The 17,928-nt window shown below is 52.0% G+C and carries 22 protein-coding genes; 17 read left to right on the top strand and 5 right to left on the bottom strand.

Going from position 1 to position 17,928, the window contains the following annotated elements:
* Positions 1-4: 4 nt before the first annotated feature.
* Positions 5-454, bottom strand: a complete 450-nt coding sequence (gene lysM, locus HV229_RS05990; RefSeq protein WP_016154138.1) for a peptidoglycan-binding protein LysM — start codon at positions 452-454, stop codon at positions 5-7.
* Between the two features lie 96 nt (positions 455-550).
* The gene (locus HV229_RS05985; protein WP_003037242.1) at positions 551-709 is read right to left on the bottom strand and encodes a YqaE/Pmp3 family membrane protein; all 159 of its coding nucleotides are present in this window, start codon (positions 707-709) and stop codon (positions 551-553) included.
* Between the two features lie 184 nt (positions 710-893).
* Here HV229_RS05985 and HV229_RS05980 point away from each other — a divergent pair, with 184 nt between their 5' ends.
* From HV229_RS05980 to HV229_RS05970, 3 genes are all read left to right on the top strand, one after another.
* The gene (locus HV229_RS05980) at positions 894-1,193 is read left to right on the top strand and encodes a metalloregulator ArsR/SmtB family transcription factor (protein ID WP_016154139.1); all 300 of its coding nucleotides are present in this window, start codon (positions 894-896) and stop codon (positions 1,191-1,193) included.
* Positions 1,194-1,202: 9 nt separating this feature from the next.
* Positions 1,203-1,730 (top strand): rhodanese family protein, encoded by a 528-nt coding sequence (locus tag HV229_RS05975; RefSeq protein ID WP_016154140.1) that lies wholly within the window; start codon positions 1,203-1,205, stop codon positions 1,728-1,730.
* 80 nt (positions 1,731-1,810) lie between these two features.
* The gene (locus HV229_RS05970; protein WP_016154141.1) at positions 1,811-1,990 is read left to right on the top strand and encodes a hypothetical protein; all 180 of its coding nucleotides are present in this window, start codon (positions 1,811-1,813) and stop codon (positions 1,988-1,990) included.
* Between the two features lie 36 nt (positions 1,991-2,026).
* Here the strand turns inward: HV229_RS05970 and stpA are convergent, their stop codons facing one another.
* Entirely contained in the window at positions 2,027-2,428 is a 402-nt protein-coding gene (stpA, locus tag HV229_RS05965; protein WP_019077523.1) for a DNA-binding protein StpA, read from the bottom strand.
* A 557-nt stretch (positions 2,429-2,985) separates the two neighbouring features.
* Here stpA and alaE point away from each other — a divergent pair.
* Positions 2,986-3,435, top strand: a complete 450-nt coding sequence (gene alaE / locus HV229_RS05960) for an L-alanine exporter AlaE (protein WP_016154144.1) — start codon at positions 2,986-2,988, stop codon at positions 3,433-3,435.
* A gap of 36 nt (positions 3,436-3,471) precedes the next feature.
* On the opposite strand, the gene HV229_RS05955 is transcribed toward alaE, so the two are convergent.
* A complete protein-coding gene (locus tag HV229_RS05955) occupies positions 3,472-3,822 on the bottom strand; it encodes a DUF2002 family protein (protein WP_016154145.1) in 351 nt (116 codons plus the stop codon).
* Positions 3,823-3,946: 124 nt separating this feature from the next.
* Positions 3,947-5,281, bottom strand: coding sequence for a PLP-dependent aminotransferase family protein (locus HV229_RS05950; protein ID WP_181547065.1), 1,335 nt, complete (start codon positions 5,279-5,281; stop codon positions 3,947-3,949).
* A 90-nt stretch (positions 5,282-5,371) separates the two neighbouring features.
* Here HV229_RS05950 and HV229_RS05945 point away from each other — a divergent pair, with 90 nt between their 5' ends.
* The 13 genes from HV229_RS05945 to emrA all read left to right on the top strand — a co-directional run bounded on the left by HV229_RS05945 (position 5,372) and on the right by emrA (position 17,919).
* A complete protein-coding gene (locus tag HV229_RS05945; protein ID WP_016154147.1) occupies positions 5,372-5,803 on the top strand; it encodes a carboxymuconolactone decarboxylase family protein in 432 nt (143 codons plus the stop codon).
* Between the two features lie 225 nt (positions 5,804-6,028).
* Positions 6,029-6,274: a glutaredoxin-like protein NrdH gene (nrdH, locus tag HV229_RS05940; RefSeq protein ID WP_016157297.1), complete on the top strand. Its 246-nt coding sequence runs from the start codon at positions 6,029-6,031 to the stop codon at positions 6,272-6,274.
* On the top strand, positions 6,271-6,681 hold the full coding sequence (gene nrdI / locus HV229_RS05935) for a class Ib ribonucleoside-diphosphate reductase assembly flavoprotein NrdI (RefSeq protein ID WP_019077526.1): 411 nt from the start codon (positions 6,271-6,273) through the stop codon (positions 6,679-6,681). The genes nrdH and nrdI overlap by 4 nt, the downstream gene beginning before the upstream one ends.
* Positions 6,654-8,798, top strand: coding sequence for a class 1b ribonucleoside-diphosphate reductase subunit alpha (nrdE, locus tag HV229_RS05930; RefSeq protein WP_181547063.1), 2,145 nt, complete (start codon positions 6,654-6,656; stop codon positions 8,796-8,798). Before nrdI ends, nrdE begins: the two co-directional genes overlap by 28 nt.
* 10 nt (positions 8,799-8,808) lie before the next feature.
* A complete protein-coding gene (gene nrdF / locus HV229_RS05925; protein ID WP_181547061.1) occupies positions 8,809-9,768 on the top strand; it encodes a class 1b ribonucleoside-diphosphate reductase subunit beta in 960 nt (319 codons plus the stop codon).
* A 354-nt stretch (positions 9,769-10,122) separates the two neighbouring features.
* A complete protein-coding gene (gene proV / locus HV229_RS05920) occupies positions 10,123-11,325 on the top strand; it encodes a glycine betaine/L-proline ABC transporter ATP-binding protein ProV (protein WP_016157301.1) in 1,203 nt (400 codons plus the stop codon).
* Entirely contained in the window at positions 11,318-12,382 is a 1,065-nt protein-coding gene (proW, locus tag HV229_RS05915; RefSeq protein WP_131405273.1) for a glycine betaine/L-proline ABC transporter permease ProW, read from the top strand. The genes proV and proW overlap by 8 nt, the downstream gene beginning before the upstream one ends.
* Before the next feature lie 68 nt (positions 12,383-12,450).
* The gene (proX, locus tag HV229_RS05910; RefSeq protein WP_016154154.1) at positions 12,451-13,446 is read left to right on the top strand and encodes a glycine betaine/L-proline ABC transporter substrate-binding protein ProX; all 996 of its coding nucleotides are present in this window, start codon (positions 12,451-12,453) and stop codon (positions 13,444-13,446) included.
* Between the two features lie 179 nt (positions 13,447-13,625).
* Positions 13,626-14,810 carry an MFS transporter gene (locus HV229_RS05905; protein WP_047358817.1) on the top strand — a complete coding sequence of 395 codons (1,185 nt, stop codon included), beginning with the start codon at positions 13,626-13,628 and terminating at the stop codon, positions 14,808-14,810.
* 122 nt (positions 14,811-14,932) lie between these two features.
* Positions 14,933-15,670, top strand: a complete 738-nt coding sequence (locus tag HV229_RS05900) for an AzlC family ABC transporter permease (protein WP_047358816.1) — start codon at positions 14,933-14,935, stop codon at positions 15,668-15,670.
* Entirely contained in the window at positions 15,660-15,995 is a 336-nt protein-coding gene (gene ygaH, locus HV229_RS05895; protein WP_016154157.1) for an L-valine transporter subunit YgaH, read from the top strand. Before HV229_RS05900 ends, ygaH begins: the two co-directional genes overlap by 11 nt.
* Positions 15,996-16,085: 90 nt before the next feature.
* Positions 16,086-16,616: a multidrug efflux transporter EmrAB transcriptional repressor EmrR gene (gene emrR / locus HV229_RS05890; RefSeq protein WP_003037300.1), complete on the top strand. Its 531-nt coding sequence runs from the start codon at positions 16,086-16,088 to the stop codon at positions 16,614-16,616.
* 130 nt (positions 16,617-16,746) lie between these two features.
* A complete protein-coding gene (emrA, locus tag HV229_RS05885) occupies positions 16,747-17,919 on the top strand; it encodes a multidrug efflux MFS transporter periplasmic adaptor subunit EmrA (RefSeq protein ID WP_016154158.1) in 1,173 nt (390 codons plus the stop codon).
* Positions 17,920-17,928: the final 9 nt, after the last annotated feature.

The following is a 17,928-nucleotide window of genomic DNA, read 5'->3' as shown; positions in this document are numbered from 1 at the left end:
TTTCTTATTGTTCTGGAATACGCAAAACCTGCCCTGGATAAATTTTATCCGGGCTTTTCAGCATCGGTTTATTCGCTTCAAATATCTGGTTATACAGGTTGGCGTTACCGTATACCTGTTTGGCAATAGCGCTCAGGGTATCTCCTGATTTTACGGTATAAAACTGGCTTTCACTCGCCGGCGCAGAAGTTTTTACCTGATCGTCGACGCTGGCAATACCAGAGATATTACCAATCGCAATCAGGATTTTTTCTTTCGCTTCCTGACTTAATCCATCGCCAGAAACGGTGGCTTTACCTTCGTTAATTTGGACGTTCACTTTATCCGCATCCGGGATGCCCGTTTTGTTCAGGTGTTCCTGTACCTTTTTTGCCAGATCGGCAGTGTCATGGTTGCCAGTAACCGCATCCCACAGTTTTTCACCCGCATCTTTTACAAAATTAAAGAGTCCCATATCCACCTCGGTAGTTAACAATCAACACCAGGAAGTGTAGCAGAGGAGAAAGGAGCGCAAAGAAAACGGCGCCAGAGCGCCGTAGTAGAAAGGTAATTAGTTACGCGTTTGTATCCAGAAGGCGTGGATCAGACCCGGGATGTAGCCCAGCAGCGTCAGAACAATATTGAGGATAAATGCCCAGCCGAACCCCTTCCCCAGCAGCACGCCAAGCGGGGGCAGAATAATAGTAAAAACGATTCTCCAGAAACCCATACACACTCCATACAAGCAAAAAATTACTCATTGTTTAAAAAGAGATTTTATCTCTAAGCATAGTCAGTGTACCTAACTCTGCCAGCCTTCCCCTGCTGTTTTACCCTCCTTTACGCTCTTTACGCTGGCGTACGTTGACCGTTTATTTTAGAATAAGCTTAATTTAGAACATGCTTAAATACATATGACTGAACTTGAACAACTCCAGGCCAGCGCTGAGCAGGCTGCCGCCCTGCTAAAAGCGATGAGTAACCCGAAAAGGTTGCTGATTTTGTGCATGCTCTGCGGCTCACCCGGTACCAGCGCAGGCGAATTAGCCCGTGTTACCGGCCTGAGTCCTTCCGCCACTTCGCAGCATCTGGCGCGTATGCGTGAAGAGGGCCTGATAGACAGCCAACGCGATGCCCAGCGCATCCTGTACTCCATCAAAAATGCGGCCGTGAATTCACTGATCGCCACATTAAAAACACTGTATTGCCCATAAGGAGCCATCATGACCATTGGGACGATTTCCCCGCGCGAGGCGCAGACGCTGGTCGCACAAGGCGCAAAACTGATTGATATCCGCGATGCTGACGAGTATCTGTACGAGCATATTCCGGAGGCGCATCTGGCACCATTACCTACGCTAGAGCAGGGATCGCTGCCTGCGAATTTACGCGCCGGGCAGGTGATTTTTCACTGCCAGTCAGGCAAACGTACACAAAACGCGGCGACAAAACTGAACGCTATTGCCGCGCCTGCGCAGGTCTGGTTGTTGGAAGGTGGCATTGACGGCTGGAAAGCCGCAGGTTTTCCGGTGGCAAAAGATCGTTCACAACCGTTACCGCTGATGCGCCAGGTGCAGATAGCCGCAGGCAGCCTTGCCTTACTCGGCGTCATTCTGGGCTACACCGTTAGCAGCGCCTTCTTCCTGCTGAGCGGTTTTGTGGGCGCCGGGCTAATACTCGCTGGCGTGACCGGCTTTTGCGGCATGGCGCGATTACTGGATATCATGCCCTGGAACCGACGTACTCATTAAGCGGTAATCATTGAAACTGCGCTGTACCCGCTGATTGACGTGATCTATGGTGAGTTCTGCGATAAATAAAGGAGAGCAATATGTTTAAACCTGGCGATCTGGTTCAACCACGCATGGGTGGACCTAAACTGAAAGTTGTCGAAGTCAATGGCGATCACATTGTGGCGGTACACGCCAGTAATGAAAGCGGCGAAAAATTCACGCTAAAAGCAGCTGACGTGACGCGATATACCGAAGAGGGTGATTTTGGCGTTTGCTGAAAATAAGCGGTGAGGTCGCCCTCACCGCATTAATAATCAGATCAAAAAGTCATCAAGAGATTTACCGGCAGCCAGTGCCTGGGCAATTGGCTTCGGTGTGCGACCCTGTCCGGTCCATGTTTTTGTTTCACCATTGAGATCGGTAAAACGATATTTCGCCGGGCGCGGCTGACGTTTTTTAACTGAACGTGCCGTCGCAGGCGTCATGCTCAGCAGCTCTTCCGGATTGATCCCGTCTGCCTGCATCAGCGCCAGCAAAGTATTAATTTTTTCCTGCTGTTCTGCACGTTGGCGCTGTAGTTGTTCTTCTTCATCGCGGCGTTCTTTGGTCACTACCCTGAATTTTTCAAGCATATCTTCCAGCACATCAACGGAAAATTCACGAGCCATTGCACGCAGCGAGCGGATATTATTTAAGTTTTTTAACATTGAACTCATATTAACAAAACCTCTTTAACGTAAAACATAAAAACGGTATTACCCTAAATATTGTATGCAACTGCTTATTATATTTCCAGTCTAATTTATTCGCATATTACTAATCAAAAAAGCTAATTCGTGTATTTATAGCATCCATTTTGACATCGCCTATGCGATATATTCTATTCCTCTGCTAGTCGCTATAAATATACCTGCAAGGAGTCTCAGGGTATCAGTCGAGAAACAGGCCACAACATCGCGCGGAGCCGGTGCGTATACATATTGCACATTAGTCAACATTGAGAAAAGGAGCGCAAAAAATTCAGAAAAACAAATTTCCATAACCCATTGATCTAAAATGCCTTTAATTAAATCAGCAACGAAAATACCAAAACGAACAAAAAACAAACCATTGCAGAGCATTTTATCGACAAAAAGGTAATAAATAAAAATTTTAAGCTAGTTGCTAGTTATTATCCAGGCAGATATCCTATTCAAACGCGAAAGCAGCAAGACAAATCACTAGCAAGAAGGTATTCAAAACCTTTTTTTCCCTTTTTACAAGGAGCATTAACATGTTCTCTCCGCAGTCACGCTTGCGTCATGCAGTAGCAGACACGTTCGCGATGGTTGTTTATTGTTCTGTCGTGAACATGTTGATCGAAATATTCCTTTCAGGAATGAGCTTCGAACAGTCTCTGTACTCCAGACTGGTGGCTATCCCCGTCAACATCCTGATCGCGTGGCCATACGGCATGTATCGCGATTTGTTTATGCGCGCGGCGCGTAAAGCCACGCAAGCAGGATGGGGGAAAAACCTGGCGGACGTGCTGGCTTATGTCACCTTCCAGTCACCAGTGTATGTGATTATTCTATTGACGGTTGGCGCAGACTGGCACCAGATTACGGCTGCAGTAAGTTCGAACATCGTGGTATCAATGCTGATGGGCGCGGTCTATGGCTACTTTCTTGATTATTGCCGCCGCCTGTTTAAGGTCAGCAGCTATCACCAGGCTAAAGCCTGACAGATCTCTTCGCGACTGGCCCTGCCAGTCGCATTATTAGTTTGAACTAACGTCGCCAAACAACCCACTCAGATAACGCTCAAGCGCAATTCGCGAACTGAAGCCGTGCGGAATACCATAATGTTCGTGAGTCTCTCCGGCTAAATATAGCGGGAATTGCTGGTAGTGATCGCAGGTTTTAATATCCGTCGCAGGTTCCGCCAGCGAAGAGCTGCGCTCTTTTAGCGTGGGATGGATAACTAATGCGGTACGTCCCATACGTGCTTCACGGTTAACGTACACATAATTTTCGCCACGACGATAGCCGTACGTTTTTTGCGTCACTACATCGACGGTAAAGCCCACTTTTTCAAGTACGCGCGCCACCTCATCAGGTCGTAAATACATATATTTTCCTCGTTATCTTTTTTACTGCGGGCTTACCTTACCTGATTCAGCATTAGCAACGCTTTCAGAAAAGTCCATAAACGAGTGGCGATGGTGGGACTAATATCTTAAGAACCGCGCAGAATTATGTCAGCGACATCCGCAGTTGATACGCCGCCTGCTGCGCCATTTCCACCGAGCTGATGTTGGTAAACGACAGCAATATTCCCCCCTTTCCTGCTGAAGTTATTCGCCAGCGGCTTAACGCCTGAACCGCCAGCCCGGCCTGATTCGCTTTGCGCACTAGCGCAACATCATCTCCGTCGACAGTTATCACCAGCTGAATCCCTCCTTCCTGAGGAATGACGTTAAACCCTTGTTCGCTCAACGCGTTTTCCATCCATTGACGTCGCAGGGCATAATTCTGGCGCATACGTTTTAAGTGCCGCCAGAAGTGGCCATCTTGCATAAAATCCGCCAGCGTTTGCTGCCATAAAACCGGAACGCTACAGGCCGTTAGCGCCGCCTGCTGACGAAAATGTTCGACCTGAGTCAGGGGTACCACCAGCCATGCCGTGCGCAAAGCCGGAAACATCGATTTGCTGAACGTTCCGGCATAAATCACCCGCTGGGGCGCATCCAAACTTTTTAGCGGCGGCAACGGTTTGCCGTGGTAGCGAAATTCACTGTCGTAATCATCTTCAATGATCCACGCCTGCGCCCGAGTCGCCCATTCAAGCAGTTGGTGGCGACGGTCTAATGACAGGGCGACGCCCAGCGGACTTTGGTGTGCGGGTGTGAGCAGCACAAAACGCGCCTGCGGGTAGTCACGGATCCCAGCGCAGACATCCAGGCCATCGGCATCAACTGCCACCGGCATCAGCTCAATGCGCTCCTGAGCCACCACGGGGTGAATCAACGGAAAGCCAGGATCTTCGACCCACATCCCCTCACCGGGTTGAGACAGAGCGCGCAGGATTAACGTCATTGATGCCGCGTAGCCTGAAGTAATAAAAATCTGCTCCGGCTGGCACTCAATACTGCGTGAGACGCGCAGGTAATCGACAATCGCCTGACGTAACACCCGTTCGCCGCAAACATCGCCCACGGCCAGGTCAAAACGCGTTTGGGTGCGTAAACGCCGCCCCATCACCCGCGCCCAGACGTCCCGCGGGAAGAGATCGAGTGCGGGTAATCCCATCTGAAAAGGCTGCGGCCTGGGGTTTTCTCCGGCGAAGATGGCGGGAGACACAGGTGCGTTTTCCGGTCGCAGTTGCTCACTGACAAATGTTCCTGCCTGCCCGCGTCGCGCGAGCCAGCCCTGCGCCACCAGTTCTGCATAGGCATTTTCCACCGTCGAACGTGATACCCCCATCTCCTGGGCCCAGGTCCGACTGGAGGGCAATCTTGTGCCTGGCTTTAGTTCACCTTTCTCAATGGCGTTTTTTAACTGACGGGCGATTTGCTGATAGCGTGGCATTTATGGTCTGCTTTTTTGGCAACAATATGGCTCTCTATAGCAGTCCATTATAGTGCTACATTGCGGGTCATCCAAACGAGGAGAAATACCATGACAATGTTACGCCAGCCCTATTATGAACTCAGTCCTGAAATCTATAACGCTTTGGTTCAGGCCAGCAAAGCGCTGGAAAACTGCGCGCTGGAACCTACGCTGACGGAACTGATTTACCTGCGAGTCTCGCAAATCAACGGCTGCGCCTTTTGCCTGGAAATGCACAGTAAGGCGCTGCGCAAATCCGGTGTTGCGCAGGCCAAACTGGACGCGCTGGCAGGCTGGCGGGTGAGTCATCACTTCAGCGAGCAGGAGCGTGCGGCGCTGGCGTGGGCCGAATCCGTCACCCATATAGCCAGCACCCATGCCGAAGATGACGTTTATCTGCCGCTGCTCGACCATTTTAGCGCGAAAGAGATTAGCGATCTGACGTTTGCTATTAGCCTGATGAACTGCTTTAACCGTCTGGCGGTAGGGATGCGCATGTGATTCTGCGCTGCCGGATGGCGACATAAACGCCATCCGGCAACCTGCCATAGTTTCTATCACTTCCTCCGTCACGCTCATCACCCATGCCCTCATCAATCTAAAATTACCATATCTTGTATGGTTGAATCTTTTTAAAACCACATCTAGTATCTCCTCTATCAAGACACACACAACCTGACGCCCTCTATCGCGTCATTCTTTTACTTTTAGATGGAAATACGAATCATGCGCATTGTTATTTACACTCGTAACAACTGTGTTCAGTGCCACGCCACTAAGCGGGCGATGGAAAGCCGCGGGTTTGACTTTGAGATGGTAAACGTCGATTTACACCCTGATATGGCTGATCGCCTGCGCGATCAAGGCTTTCGTCAGTTACCGGTCGTGGTCGCAGGGGAAACCAGTTGGTCAGGATTTCGCCCGGACATGATCAACCGTCTGCGCCCGGCTCCTCAAGTGGCCAGCGCATGAGTCAGCTCGTCTACTTTTCCAGCAGCTCCGAAAATACGCACCGCTTCATGCAGCGTCTGAGGCTGCCTGCCATCCGCATTCCGCTTAACGAACGCGAGCGGATCCGGGTAGACGAACCTTACATTTTAATCGTGCCCTCCTACGGTGGCGGCGGTACAGCTGGCGCGGTCCCGAGACAGGTGATCCGCTTTTTAAACGATACGCACAACCGGGCGTTAATCCGTGGAGTGATCGCCTCCGGCAATCGCAATTTCGGGGACGCCTACGGTCGCGCGGGTGATGTCATCTCACAAAAATGCGGCGTGCCGTGGCTCTATCGCTTTGAGCTGATGGGCACCCAAAGCGATATCGACAACGTGCAAAAAGGAGTGAGCGAATTTTGGCAACGACAACCACAGAACGTGTAGAACAGCAGACGCTGGATTATCACGCCCTGAACGCCATGCTGAATCTGTACGATAAGGCCGGGCGCATTCAGTTCGACAAAGACCATCAGGCGGTGGAGGCATTCTTTACCGCCCACGTCCGCCCCAACTCGGTGGCGTTTGCCAGCCAGCAGGCGCGTCTGGACACGTTGGTGGATGAAGGCTATTACGATGCCAGCGTGTTAGCCCGCTATGATCGCGCGTTTGTGCTGAAGCTATTCGCCCACGCCCACGCCAGCGGATTCCGTTTCCAGACGTTCCTCGGCGCATGGAAGTTCTACACCAGCTATACGCTGAAAACGTTCGACGGGAAGCGCTATCTCGAAGACTTTGAGGATCGCGTAACGATGGTGGCGCTCACGCTGGCGCAGGGCGATGAAGCGCTCGCTCTGCAACTGACCGATGAAATGCTCTCCGGGCGTTTTCAACCCGCCACGCCAACCTTTTTAAACTGCGGTAAACAGCAACGCGGCGAGCTGGTTTCCTGCTTCCTGTTACGCATTGAAGACAACATGGAGTCAATTGGACGGGCGGTCAACTCGGCGCTGCAACTCTCCAAACGCGGCGGCGGTGTGGCATTTTTGCTCTCTAACCTGCGTGAGGCGGGTGCGCCCATTAAGCGCATTGAGAACCAGTCCTCAGGGGTGATCCCGGTAATGAAAATGCTGGAGGATGCGTTTTCTTATGCGAATCAATTAGGGGCGCGTCAGGGTGCAGGCGCGGTGTATCTGCACGCGCATCATCCGGATATTTTGCGTTTTCTCGATACCAAACGTGAAAACGCCGACGAGAAAATCCGTATCAAAACGCTCTCGCTTGGTGTGGTGATCCCGGATGTCACCTTCCAGTTAGCCAAAGAAAATGCCCAAATGGCGCTGTTTTCACCGTATGACGTGGAACGCATTTACGGCAAACCATTCGGTGATATCGCCGTAACTGAACGGTATGACGAACTGGTTGCCGACAAACGAGTGCGCAAAAAATACATTAACGCCCGCGATTTCTTCCAGCGACTGGCCGAGATCCAGTTCGAGTCCGGCTACCCTTACATCATGTTTGAAGACACGGTGAATCGCGCCAATCCGATTGCCGGTCGTATCAATATGAGCAACCTGTGCTCGGAGATTTTGCAGGTTAACAGCGCTTCCACCTACGATGAAAACCTCAATTACGCGCAAACAGGGCACGATATCTCCTGCAACCTCGGCTCGTTGAATATTGCTAATACCATGGATTCGCCAGACTTTGGGCGCACCGTGGAAACGGCGGTTCGCGGTTTAACGGCCGTTTCGGACATGAGCCATATCCGCAGCGTACCCTCAATTGAGGCCGGGAACAGCGCATCGCACGCTATCGGTCTTGGGCAGATGAACCTGCACGGGTATCTGGCACGGGAAGGTATCGCCTACGGCTCACCTGAAGGGCTGGATTTCACCAATCTCTATTTCTACACCATCACCTGGCATGCGCTGAATACGTCGATGAAGCTCGCCCGGGAACGCGGCAAAACCTTTGCCGGATTCAGACAGTCCCGCTACGCCAGCGGTGAGTATTTTAACCAGTATCTGCAGGGCGACTGGCAGCCAAAAACCGCCAAGGTTCGCACACTGTTTGCCGCCAGCGGCATTACGCTACCAACGCGTGAAATGTGGTCGCAGCTGCGTGAAGATGTCATGCGCTACGGCATTTATAACCAGAATTTACAAGCGGTTCCGCCAACGGGTTCTATCTCCTACATCAACCATGCGACATCAAGCATTCACCCGATCGTGTCAAAAGTGGAGATTCGCAAAGAGGGCAAAACCGGGCGCGTTTACTACCCTGCCCCGTTTATGACCAATGAGAATCTGGCCTTGTATCAGGATGCCTACGAGATTGGTCCACAAAAAATCATTGATACCTACGCTGAAGCAACGCGGCATGTCGATCAGGGGCTTTCACTGACGCTCTTTTTCCCCGATACCGCCACCACTCGCGATATCAACAAAGCGCAAATTTACGCCTGGCGTAAGGGCATCAAATCGCTGTATTACATCCGACTACGCCAGTTGGCGCTGGAAGGAACCGAAATCGAAGGTTGCGTGTCATGCGCGCTGTAAGGAGGACAACATGACATTATCCCGCATGAGTGCCATCAACTGGAACAAGATTGAGGATGATAAAGATCTCGAGGTTTGGAATCGCCTGACCAGTAACTTCTGGTTACCGGAAAAGGTCCCGCTCTCCAACGATATCCCGGCCTGGCAAACGTTGAACGCCGCCGAACAGCAGCTGACTATCCGCGTTTTTACCGGGCTGACGCTACTCGACACCATTCAGAACATAGCCGGTGCGCCAGCATTGATGGCCGATTCGTTAACGCCGCATGAAGAGGCGGTGCTATCGAATATCAGCTTTATGGAAGCGGTGCACGCCCGTTCGTACAGCTCAATTTTCTCCACTCTTTGCCAGACCAAAGACGTGGATGCGGCTTACGCGTGGAGTGAAGAAAATACCCCACTCCAGCGCAAGGCGCAGATCGTTTTGACACATTACGCCAGCGACGAACCGTTGAAGAAAAAAATTGCCAGCGTGTTTCTGGAATCCTTCCTGTTCTATTCCGGCTTCTGGTTGCCAATGTATTTCTCCAGCCGCGGAAAACTGACCAATACCGCCGATCTCATTCGTCTGATCATTCGTGATGAAGCCGTTCACGGGTATTACATTGGTTATAAATATCAAAAAGGTCTGGAGCACATTTCTGAATCCGCACGCGAGGAGTTAAAGAATTTTGCCCTCGACCTGCTGATGGAATTGTATGATAACGAAGCGCGTTATACGGAAGAATTGTATGCAGAAACCGGCTGGGTGGATGACGTCAAAGCCTTCCTTTGCTACAACGCCAATAAGGCATTAATGAATTTGGGGTATGATGCATTATTCCCGCCAGAAATGGCGGAGGTTAACCCGGCAATCCTTGCTGCGCTGTCGCCCAACGCTGACGAAAACCACGATTTCTTCTCGGGTTCCGGCTCATCATACGTGATGGGAAAAGCTGTCGAAACCGAAGACGACGACTGGAATTTCTAGCACTCATTTCCGCGGGAAATACCGTACATTTTTCGCGGGAATATTTTAACAGGATCACACTTTTGTCGTGCAAATATAATTGTGTGATCTACACTCAATATCAGACGCATTATTCGCCTGCATTTCAGCAATTCAGGCGACTTTTCATTGCCATTTACAAAAAATATTACCCCATTCACATTCGCGCTCAGCCCTTATATCATGGGAAGTCCCGCCACATGGCCTTCAGCAATATTCGTGCCACAAACAAATTCAGGGTTGTCTCAGATTCTCAGTATGTTAGGGTAGAAAAAGGTCACTATTTCCATCAGGTAATATATCGATATAAACAAATAACAGGAATCATTCTATTGCATGGCAATTAAATTAGAAGTTAAAAATCTCTATAAGATATTTGGAGAGCATCCGCAGAGAGCCTTCAAATATATTGAAAAAGGACTTTCAAAAGAGCAGATTCTGGATAAAACAGGGCTATCGCTTGGCGTTAAGAACGCCAGTCTGGCCATTGAAGAAGGCGAGATATTTGTCATCATGGGATTATCCGGTTCGGGTAAATCCACAATGGTACGCCTTCTCAATCGCCTGATTGAACCCACCCGCGGGCAAGTATTGATTGACGGCGTAGACATCGCCCGGATATCCGATGCTGAGCTTCGCGAGGTGCGCAGAAAAAAGATTGCGATGGTTTTCCAGTCCTTTGCCCTGATGCCGCACATGACGGTCCTGGACAATACGGCATTCGGCATGGAATTAGCCGGTGTTGGCGCGGATGAACGTCGTGAAAAAGCGTTAGATGCGCTACGCCAGGTTGGTCTGGAGAATTATGCTCACGGATACCCGGATGAACTTTCCGGAGGGATGCGCCAGCGTGTGGGCCTCGCCCGTGCATTAGCCATAAACCCTGACATCTTATTAATGGATGAGGCCTTTTCTGCCCTCGATCCGTTAATTCGTACCGAGATGCAGGATGAACTGGTAAAACTACAGGCGAAACATCAACGTACCGTGGTCTTTATTTCCCACGATCTCGACGAAGCTATGCGTATTGGCGACAGAATTGCCATTATGCAAAACGGTGAAGTGGTCCAGGTCGGCACGCCAGATGAAATCCTGAATAATCCGGCCAATGATTATGTACGCACCTTCTTCCGCGGCGTTGATATTAGCCAGGTCTTTAGTGCCAAGGATATTTCACGTCGTAGCCCTGAAGGTTTAATTCGTAAAACGCCCGGGGTCGGTCCACGTTCAGCGCTGCAATTATTGCAGGACAAAGATCGCGAATATGGTTACGTGATCGAGCGCGGCAATAAATTCGTCGGCGTTGTCTCTATCGACTCTTTAAAAACAGCATTAAGTCAGGCGCAAGGTATTGAAGCGGCATTGATCGATGAGCCGCTAGCCGTGGATGCACAAACTCCTCTCAGCGAGTTGCTTTCTCATGTCGGCCAGGCCCCGTGCGCGGTGCCGGTTGTTGATGAGGAACAGCAGTATGTGGGCATTATTTCAAAACGCATGCTGTTACAGGCTTTAGATCGTGAGGGGGCAAACAATGGCTAATCAAACCAATCCGTGGGATACCACACCAGCGGCCGACAGTGCCGCACAAACCGCCGATGCCTGGAGTACGCCATCAGGCGCGCCAGCTGACGGCGGTGGCGCAGACTGGCTGACCAGCGCACCCGCGCCGGCGCCAGAGCATTTCAATATTATGGATCCGTTCCATAAAACGCTAATCCCGCTGGATAGCTGGGTCACAGAAGGGATCGACTGGGTCGTTACCCATTTCCGTCCGGTCTTCCAGGGCATTCGAGTCCCGGTGGATTATATTCTGAACGGCTTCCAGCAGCTTCTGTTGGGTATGCCAGCCCCGGTGGCGATTATCCTGTTCGCTCTGATTGCCTGGCAGATTTCCGGCGTTGGAATGGGCGTTGCTACGCTGATTTCATTGATTGCAATCGGGGCCATCGGCGCGTGGTCGCAGGCCATGATCACCCTGGCGCTGGTACTAACCGCGCTGCTGTTCTGCGTGGTGATCGGTCTACCGATGGGGATCTGGTTGGCGCGCAGTCCACGGGCGGCAAAAATTGTTCGTCCGCTGCTGGACGCCATGCAAACCACACCGGCGTTCGTCTATCTGGTGCCGATCGTCATGCTGTTTGGTATTGGTAACGTCCCGGGCGTGGTGGTGACGATTATCTTCGCCCTGCCGCCAATCGTGCGTCTGACCATTCTGGGTATTAACCAGGTGCCAGCCGACTTGATTGAAGCCTCGCGCTCATTTGGCGCCAGCCCGCGTCAGATGCTGTTTAAAGTGCAGCTCCCGCTGGCGATGCCTACCATTATGGCCGGGGTCAACCAGACGCTGATGCTGGCGCTCTCAATGGTCGTCATCGCGTCGATGATCGCCGTCGGCGGACTGGGTCAGATGGTTCTGCGCGGAATCGGTCGTCTGGATATGGGGCTTGCCACCGTCGGCGGGGTTGGGATCGTGATCCTCGCCATCATTCTCGACCGCCTGACGCAGGCTGTCGGTCGCGACGCCCGTAGCCGTGGCAACCGTCGCTGGTACACCACCGGTCCCGTAGGGCTTATCACTCGCCCATTCACGAAGTAATTCACCCGTTGCCCGGTGGCGCATTGCTTACCGGGCCTATACGTCCCTCCAATAATTAAGGAACAACGATGCGACAGAACGTCATTATTGCCACAGCGTTTGCCACCCTTGTCTCCACCAGCACTTTCGCTGCCGATCTGCCAGGCAAAGGCATCACTGTACAGCCAATCCAGAGCACTATCTCTGAAGAATCCTTCCAGACGCAACTGGTCGCCCGTGCGCTGGAGAAACTGGGTTATACCGTTAACAAAACAAGCGAAGTTGACTACAACGTCGGCTATACCTCCATTGCCTCTGGCGATGCAACTTTTACCGCTGTGAACTGGCAGCCGCTGCATGATGATATGTATGCCGCAGCGGGCGGAGACAAAAAGTTCTATCGCGAGGGGGTATTCGTTACGGGTGCCGCGCAAGGTTATCTGATCGATAAAAAAACCGCTGAGCAGTATAAAATCACCAACATTGCCCAGTTAAAAGATCCGAAGATCGCCAAAATCTTTGACACCAACGGCGACGGAAAAGCAGACATGATGGGCTGCTCGCCGGGCTGGGGCTGCGAAGCGGTGATCAACCACCAGAACAAAGCCTTCGATCTGGAAAAAACCGTCGAGGTCAGCCACGGTAACTATGCGGCGATGATGGCTGACACTATTACCCGCTTTAAAGAAGGCAAACCCATTCTTTACTACACCTGGACACCGTACTGGGTGAGCGACGTAATGAAACCGGGTAAAGATGTGGTCTGGCTGCAAGTACCGTTCTCTTCCCTGCCAGGCGAGCAGAAAGACATTGATACCAAGCTGCCAAACGGCGCCAACTACGGCTTCCCGGTGAACACTATGCATATCGTCGCCAACAAAGCCTGGGCGGAGAAAAACCCGGCTGCGGCGAAACTGTTTGCCGTCATGAAGCTGCCGCTGGCGGATATCAACGCGCAGAACGCGATGATGCACGACGGGAAAGCATCTGAAGCCGACGTTCAGGGTCACGTTGACGGCTGGATCAAAGCCCACCAGCAACAGTTTGATGGCTGGGTGAAAGAAGCGCTGGCTGCGCAGAAATAACCCCCTCGTAGGTCTGATAAGCGTAGCGCCATCACACCAATGCCGGATGGTGGCGCGATGCGCCTTATCCGGCCTACACGCCCTCCTCCCAACCGCACAATCCATCACCCAACAAATCAGCAACATTTAATCACTTACGTTATGATTGTTTTCTGCAACCCATTTTTCAGTTGAAAACCATGACGAAAACCACTCAGGGACTTAGCCCTTCGCTGATCCTGTTAATGTCTATCGCCACCGGCCTCGCCGTCGCCAGTAACTATTACGCGCAGCCGCTGCTCGACACCATCGCACGTAACTTTTCGCTATCGGCCAGCACCGCTGGCTTTATCGTCACCGCGGCCCAGCTAGGCTATGCCGCCGGCCTGCTGTTTTTAGTACCGCTTGGCGATATGTTTGAACGTCGGATGCTGATCGTCTCCATGACGCTGTTAGCGGCAGGCGGCATGCTTATTACCGCCAGTAGCCAGTCGCTGGGCATGCTGATCCTCGGCACCGCCCTGACCGGGTTGTTCTCGGTAGTGGCACAGATTCTGGTTCCGCTGGCGGCGACGCTTGCCACGCCGGATAAGCGCGGTAAAGTTGTCGGCACCATTATGAGCGGCCTGCTGCTGGGTATCCTGCTGGCGCGCACCGTGGCGGGATTACTGGCCAATCTTGGCGGCTGGCGCACCGTATTTTGGGTCGCATCGATATTAATGGCGCTGATGGCGATTGCGCTGTGGCGCGGTCTGCCAAAGATGAAATCAGATACTCATCTCAACTATCCGCAACTGTTAGGCTCCGTATTCAGCCTGTTTATCCATGATAAATTGCTGCGTACCCGCGCAATGTTGGGCTGCCTGACCTTTGCCAATTTCAGTATTCTCTGGACCTCTATGGCGTTTTTGCTCGCCGCGCCGCCGTTTAACTATTCCGAAGGAACGATCGGGCTGTTTGGCCTGGCAGGGGCCGCAGGGGCGTTAGGCGCGCGTCCGGCAGGTGGTTTTGCCGATAAGGGAAAATCACATCTCACTACGACCACAGGTCTGTTATTACTGCTGCTCTCCTGGTGGGCTATCTGGTTAGGGCATAGTTCCGTGCCAATGCTGATTATCGGTATCCTGGTCCTGGACCTCACCGTTCAGGGTGTACATATCACCAACCAGACGGTTATATATCGCATTCATCCGGACGCGCGTAATCGCCTGACCGCCGGATACATGACCAGCTATTTTATTGGCGGGGCGGCAGGTTCGCTGATTTCGGCCTCCGCCTGGCAGCATGCCGGTTGGGCTGGCGTTTGTCTGGCCGGTACTACCGTTGCCCTACTCAACCTGTTGGTCTGGTGGCGAGGATATCACCGTCAGGAAGCCGTAAATTAAGCATATAGCGTATGTTTACCGTTGATTGGGCTCCGCAGGGTGTTAAGGAGCCCATCAGTCTGCTAAGGTTATAACTCATTGAACCAATTTATATTAATTTCGGTAATGAAACCTATAACCCTATGGAAAGCCCGATATCCCAGTCTGAACCCAGTTCTGCGACGCTAACTGAAGGATTCAAAGACAGCCTGCCAATAGTCATCAGCTATATTCCGGTCGCTTTTGCATTTGGTCTCAATGCCACTCGCCTTGGCTTTACTCCGGTTGAAAGCGTGTTTTTCTCCTGCATTATCTATGCGGGAGCCAGCCAGTTTGTCATCACCACAATGCTCGCCGCAGGCAGTTCTTTGTGGGTCGCCGCACTGACCGTCATGGCCATGGATGTACGCCATGTTTTGTACGGACCTTCCCTGCGTAGCCGAATCGCCCAGCGACTGAGCAAACCCAAAAGCGCGCTGTGGGCCTTTGGCCTCACCGATGAAGTCTTTGCCGCCGCCACCGCGAAGCTGGTACGGGATAACCGGCGCTGGAGTGAAAACTGGATGATCGGCATTGCGCTATGCTCCTGGGCCTCCTGGGTGTTTGGCACGGTGATCGGCGCGTTTTCCGGCAGTGGTTTACTCAAGGATTACCCGGCAGTTGAAGCGGCGTTGGGCTTCATGCTCCCGGCGCTGTTCATGAGCTTCCTGCTCGCCTCTTTCCAGCGTCAACAAGCACTCTGCGTGACTGCAGCACTGACCGGCGCGCTGGCTGGCGTCATGCTGTTTTCCATTCCTGCCGCTATCCTTGCAGGCATTGTCTGCGGATGCCTGACGGCTCTTATCCAGTCATTTTGGCAGGGAGGTCCCGATGAGCTATGAGGTCTTGCTGCTTGGCCTGCTGGTCGGCTGCGTTAACTACTGTTTTCGTTATTTGCCGCTCCGTCTTGGAGTGGGCAATGTTCGCCCGACGAAGCGCGGCGCGACGGGCATATTACTCGACACCATTGGCATTGCATCAATTTGCGCCCTGTTGGTGGTGTCTACCGCGCCAGAAGTGATGCACGATTCTCGTCGGTTCGTGCCTACGCTGGTGGGGTTTGTCATACTGGGCGCAAGCTTCTATAAGACCCGCAGCATCATCATTCCAACCTTACTGAGTGCTCTGGGCTATGGATTAGCCTGGAAAATGCTGATTGTCTTATAGATAAAAACAATCATTTTAAATAAATAATACATTTACTTTATTTGTCACTGTCGTTACTATATCGGCTGAAATTAATGAGGTTATACCCAAATGGATAGTTCGTTTACGCCCATTGAACAAATGCTAAAATTTCGCGCCAGCCGCTACGAAGAGTTCCCTTATCAGGAAGTGCTTCTGACTCGTCTATGCATGCACATGCAGGGCAAGCTGCTGGAAAACCGCAATAAGATGCTGAAAGCTCAAGGGATTAACGAGACATTGTTTATGGCGTTGATTACGCTGGAGTCTCAGGAAAACCACAGTATTCAGCCTTCTGAACTGAGTTGCGCGCTTGGCTCGTCACGCACTAACGCAACCCGCATTGCGGATGAGTTAGAAAAACGTGGCTGGATCGAACGTCGCGAAAGCGATAACGATCGCCGCTGTCTGCATCTGCAATTGACCGAGAAAGGCCACGCATTTTTGCAAGAGGTGTTACCGCCTCAGCATAACTGCCTGCATCAGCTTTGGTCATCTCTCAGCACCACCGAAAAAGATCAGCTTGAGCAAATTACCCGTAAACTTCTGACCCGTCTTGACCAGATGGAGCAGGATGGCGCGGTATTAGAAGCGTTGCGCTAACGCGCCGACTCGCTCAGAAATCCAGATTTATAAATGAAAAAACCGACAGGCCAGCACGCATACTGCTGGCCTGTCTGATAAACAGGTCGGCTCAGCCGATGTGAAAAAAAAGAAGATCGTGGAGAACAACATGAGCGTAAATGCGGAGACTCAAACCCCGCAGCAACCGGTCAAGAAGAATGGCAAACGTAAAAGTATGCTGCTCCTTCTGACCTTGCTCTTTATTATTATTGCCGTGGCATATGGGATTTATTGGTTTTTAGTACTGCGTCATGTCGAAGAGACAGACGATGCGTACGTGGCAGGGAACCAGGTTCAAATCATGGCGCAGGTATCAGGCAGCGTGACGAAAGTCTGGGCTGATAACACTGACTTTGTAAAACAAGGCGATGTGCTGGTCACCCTCGACCAGACGGACGCAAAGCAGGCATTTGAAAAAGCCAAAACTGCGCTGGCTTCCAGCGTGCGTCAGACGCACCAGTTGATGATCAACAGCAAGCAGTTACAGGCAAGCATTGAAGTGCAGAGAACCGCGCTGGCGCAGGCACAAAGCGACTTTAATCGCCGTGTCCCGCTGGGCAACGCCAACCTGATTGGCCGCGAAGAGCTGCAACATGCGCGTGATGCCGTCGCCAGCGCTCAGGCTCAGCTTGATGTCGCGATCCAACAATATAATGCCAACCAGGCGATGATTCTCGGCAGTAAGCTGGAAGACCAGCCCGCCGTGCAACAGGCGGCCACTGAAGTGCGCAATGCCTGGCTGGCGCTGGAACGAACCAGAATCGTCAGCCCAATGACTGGCTATGTTTCCCGTCGTTCCGTGCAGCCGGGAGCGCAAATTAGCCCGACCACGCCGCTGATGGCGGTTGTTCCAGCCACTAACCTGTGGGTGGATGCCAACTTCAAAGAAACACAGCTCGCGCACATGCGTATCGGTCAACCGGCGACCGTGATCAGCGATATTTACGGCGATGACGTGAAATATACCGGTAAGGTTGTCGGGCTGGATATGGGTACGGGCAGCGCCTTTTCCCTGCTGCCAGCACAAAATGCGACGGGTAACTGGATCAAAGTCGTCCAGCGTCTGCCGGTGCGTATTGAACTGGATGCACAGCAGCTGGCGCAGCATCCGCTGCGTATCGGTTTATCTACGCTGGTTACGGTAGATACCTCAAATCGTGACGGACAAATTCTGGCAAGCCAGGTTCGCACCACGCCGGTATCAGAAAGTAATGCACGGGAAATCAACCTTGCTCCGGTCAATAAGATGATCGAAGAGATCGTGCAGGCCAACGCGGGCTAATTCAAAGGT

Origin of the sequence: Citrobacter sp. RHBSTW-00524 (genome assembly GCF_013747755.1) — a bacterium.
Classification (GTDB): Bacteria; Pseudomonadota; Gammaproteobacteria; order Enterobacterales; family Enterobacteriaceae; genus Citrobacter; species Citrobacter braakii.
Note: the sequence above shows the minus strand (reverse complement) of the source record. Positions and strands in the feature narration are given on the sequence as shown.

What these genes read in the sequence shown, in the direction of transcription:
- lysM (WP_016154138.1), bottom strand. Translation starts at nt 454, where the DNA reads ATGGGACTCTTTAATTTTGTAAAAGATGCGGGTGAAAAACTGTGGGAT.
- HV229_RS05985 (WP_003037242.1), bottom strand. Translation starts at nt 709, where the DNA reads ATGGGTTTCTGGAGAATCGTTTTTACTATTATTCTGCCCCCGCTTGGC.
- HV229_RS05980 (WP_016154139.1), top strand. Translation starts at nt 894, where the DNA reads ATGACTGAACTTGAACAACTCCAGGCCAGCGCTGAGCAGGCTGCCGCC.
- HV229_RS05975 (WP_016154140.1), top strand. Translation starts at nt 1,203, where the DNA reads ATGACCATTGGGACGATTTCCCCGCGCGAGGCGCAGACGCTGGTCGCA.
- HV229_RS05970 (WP_016154141.1), top strand. Translation starts at nt 1,811, where the DNA reads ATGTTTAAACCTGGCGATCTGGTTCAACCACGCATGGGTGGACCTAAA.
- stpA (WP_019077523.1), bottom strand. Translation starts at nt 2,428, where the DNA reads ATGAGTTCAATGTTAAAAAACTTAAATAATATCCGCTCGCTGCGTGCA.
- alaE (WP_016154144.1), top strand. Translation starts at nt 2,986, where the DNA reads ATGTTCTCTCCGCAGTCACGCTTGCGTCATGCAGTAGCAGACACGTTC.
- HV229_RS05955 (WP_016154145.1), bottom strand. Translation starts at nt 3,822, where the DNA reads ATGTATTTACGACCTGATGAGGTGGCGCGCGTACTTGAAAAAGTGGGC.
- HV229_RS05950 (WP_181547065.1), bottom strand. Translation starts at nt 5,281, where the DNA reads ATGCCACGCTATCAGCAAATCGCCCGTCAGTTAAAAAACGCCATTGAG.
- HV229_RS05945 (WP_016154147.1), top strand. Translation starts at nt 5,372, where the DNA reads ATGACAATGTTACGCCAGCCCTATTATGAACTCAGTCCTGAAATCTAT.
- nrdH (WP_016157297.1), top strand. Translation starts at nt 6,029, where the DNA reads ATGCGCATTGTTATTTACACTCGTAACAACTGTGTTCAGTGCCACGCC.
- nrdI (WP_019077526.1), top strand. Translation starts at nt 6,271, where the DNA reads ATGAGTCAGCTCGTCTACTTTTCCAGCAGCTCCGAAAATACGCACCGC.
- nrdF (WP_181547061.1), top strand. Translation starts at nt 8,809, where the DNA reads ATGACATTATCCCGCATGAGTGCCATCAACTGGAACAAGATTGAGGAT.
- proV (WP_016157301.1), top strand. Translation starts at nt 10,123, where the DNA reads ATGGCAATTAAATTAGAAGTTAAAAATCTCTATAAGATATTTGGAGAG.
- proW (WP_131405273.1), top strand. Translation starts at nt 11,318, where the DNA reads ATGGCTAATCAAACCAATCCGTGGGATACCACACCAGCGGCCGACAGT.
- proX (WP_016154154.1), top strand. Translation starts at nt 12,451, where the DNA reads ATGCGACAGAACGTCATTATTGCCACAGCGTTTGCCACCCTTGTCTCC.
- HV229_RS05905 (WP_047358817.1), top strand. Translation starts at nt 13,626, where the DNA reads ATGACGAAAACCACTCAGGGACTTAGCCCTTCGCTGATCCTGTTAATG.
- HV229_RS05900 (WP_047358816.1), top strand. Translation starts at nt 14,933, where the DNA reads ATGGAAAGCCCGATATCCCAGTCTGAACCCAGTTCTGCGACGCTAACT.
- ygaH (WP_016154157.1), top strand. Translation starts at nt 15,660, where the DNA reads ATGAGCTATGAGGTCTTGCTGCTTGGCCTGCTGGTCGGCTGCGTTAAC.
- emrR (WP_003037300.1), top strand. Translation starts at nt 16,086, where the DNA reads ATGGATAGTTCGTTTACGCCCATTGAACAAATGCTAAAATTTCGCGCC.
- emrA (WP_016154158.1), top strand. Translation starts at nt 16,747, where the DNA reads ATGAGCGTAAATGCGGAGACTCAAACCCCGCAGCAACCGGTCAAGAAG.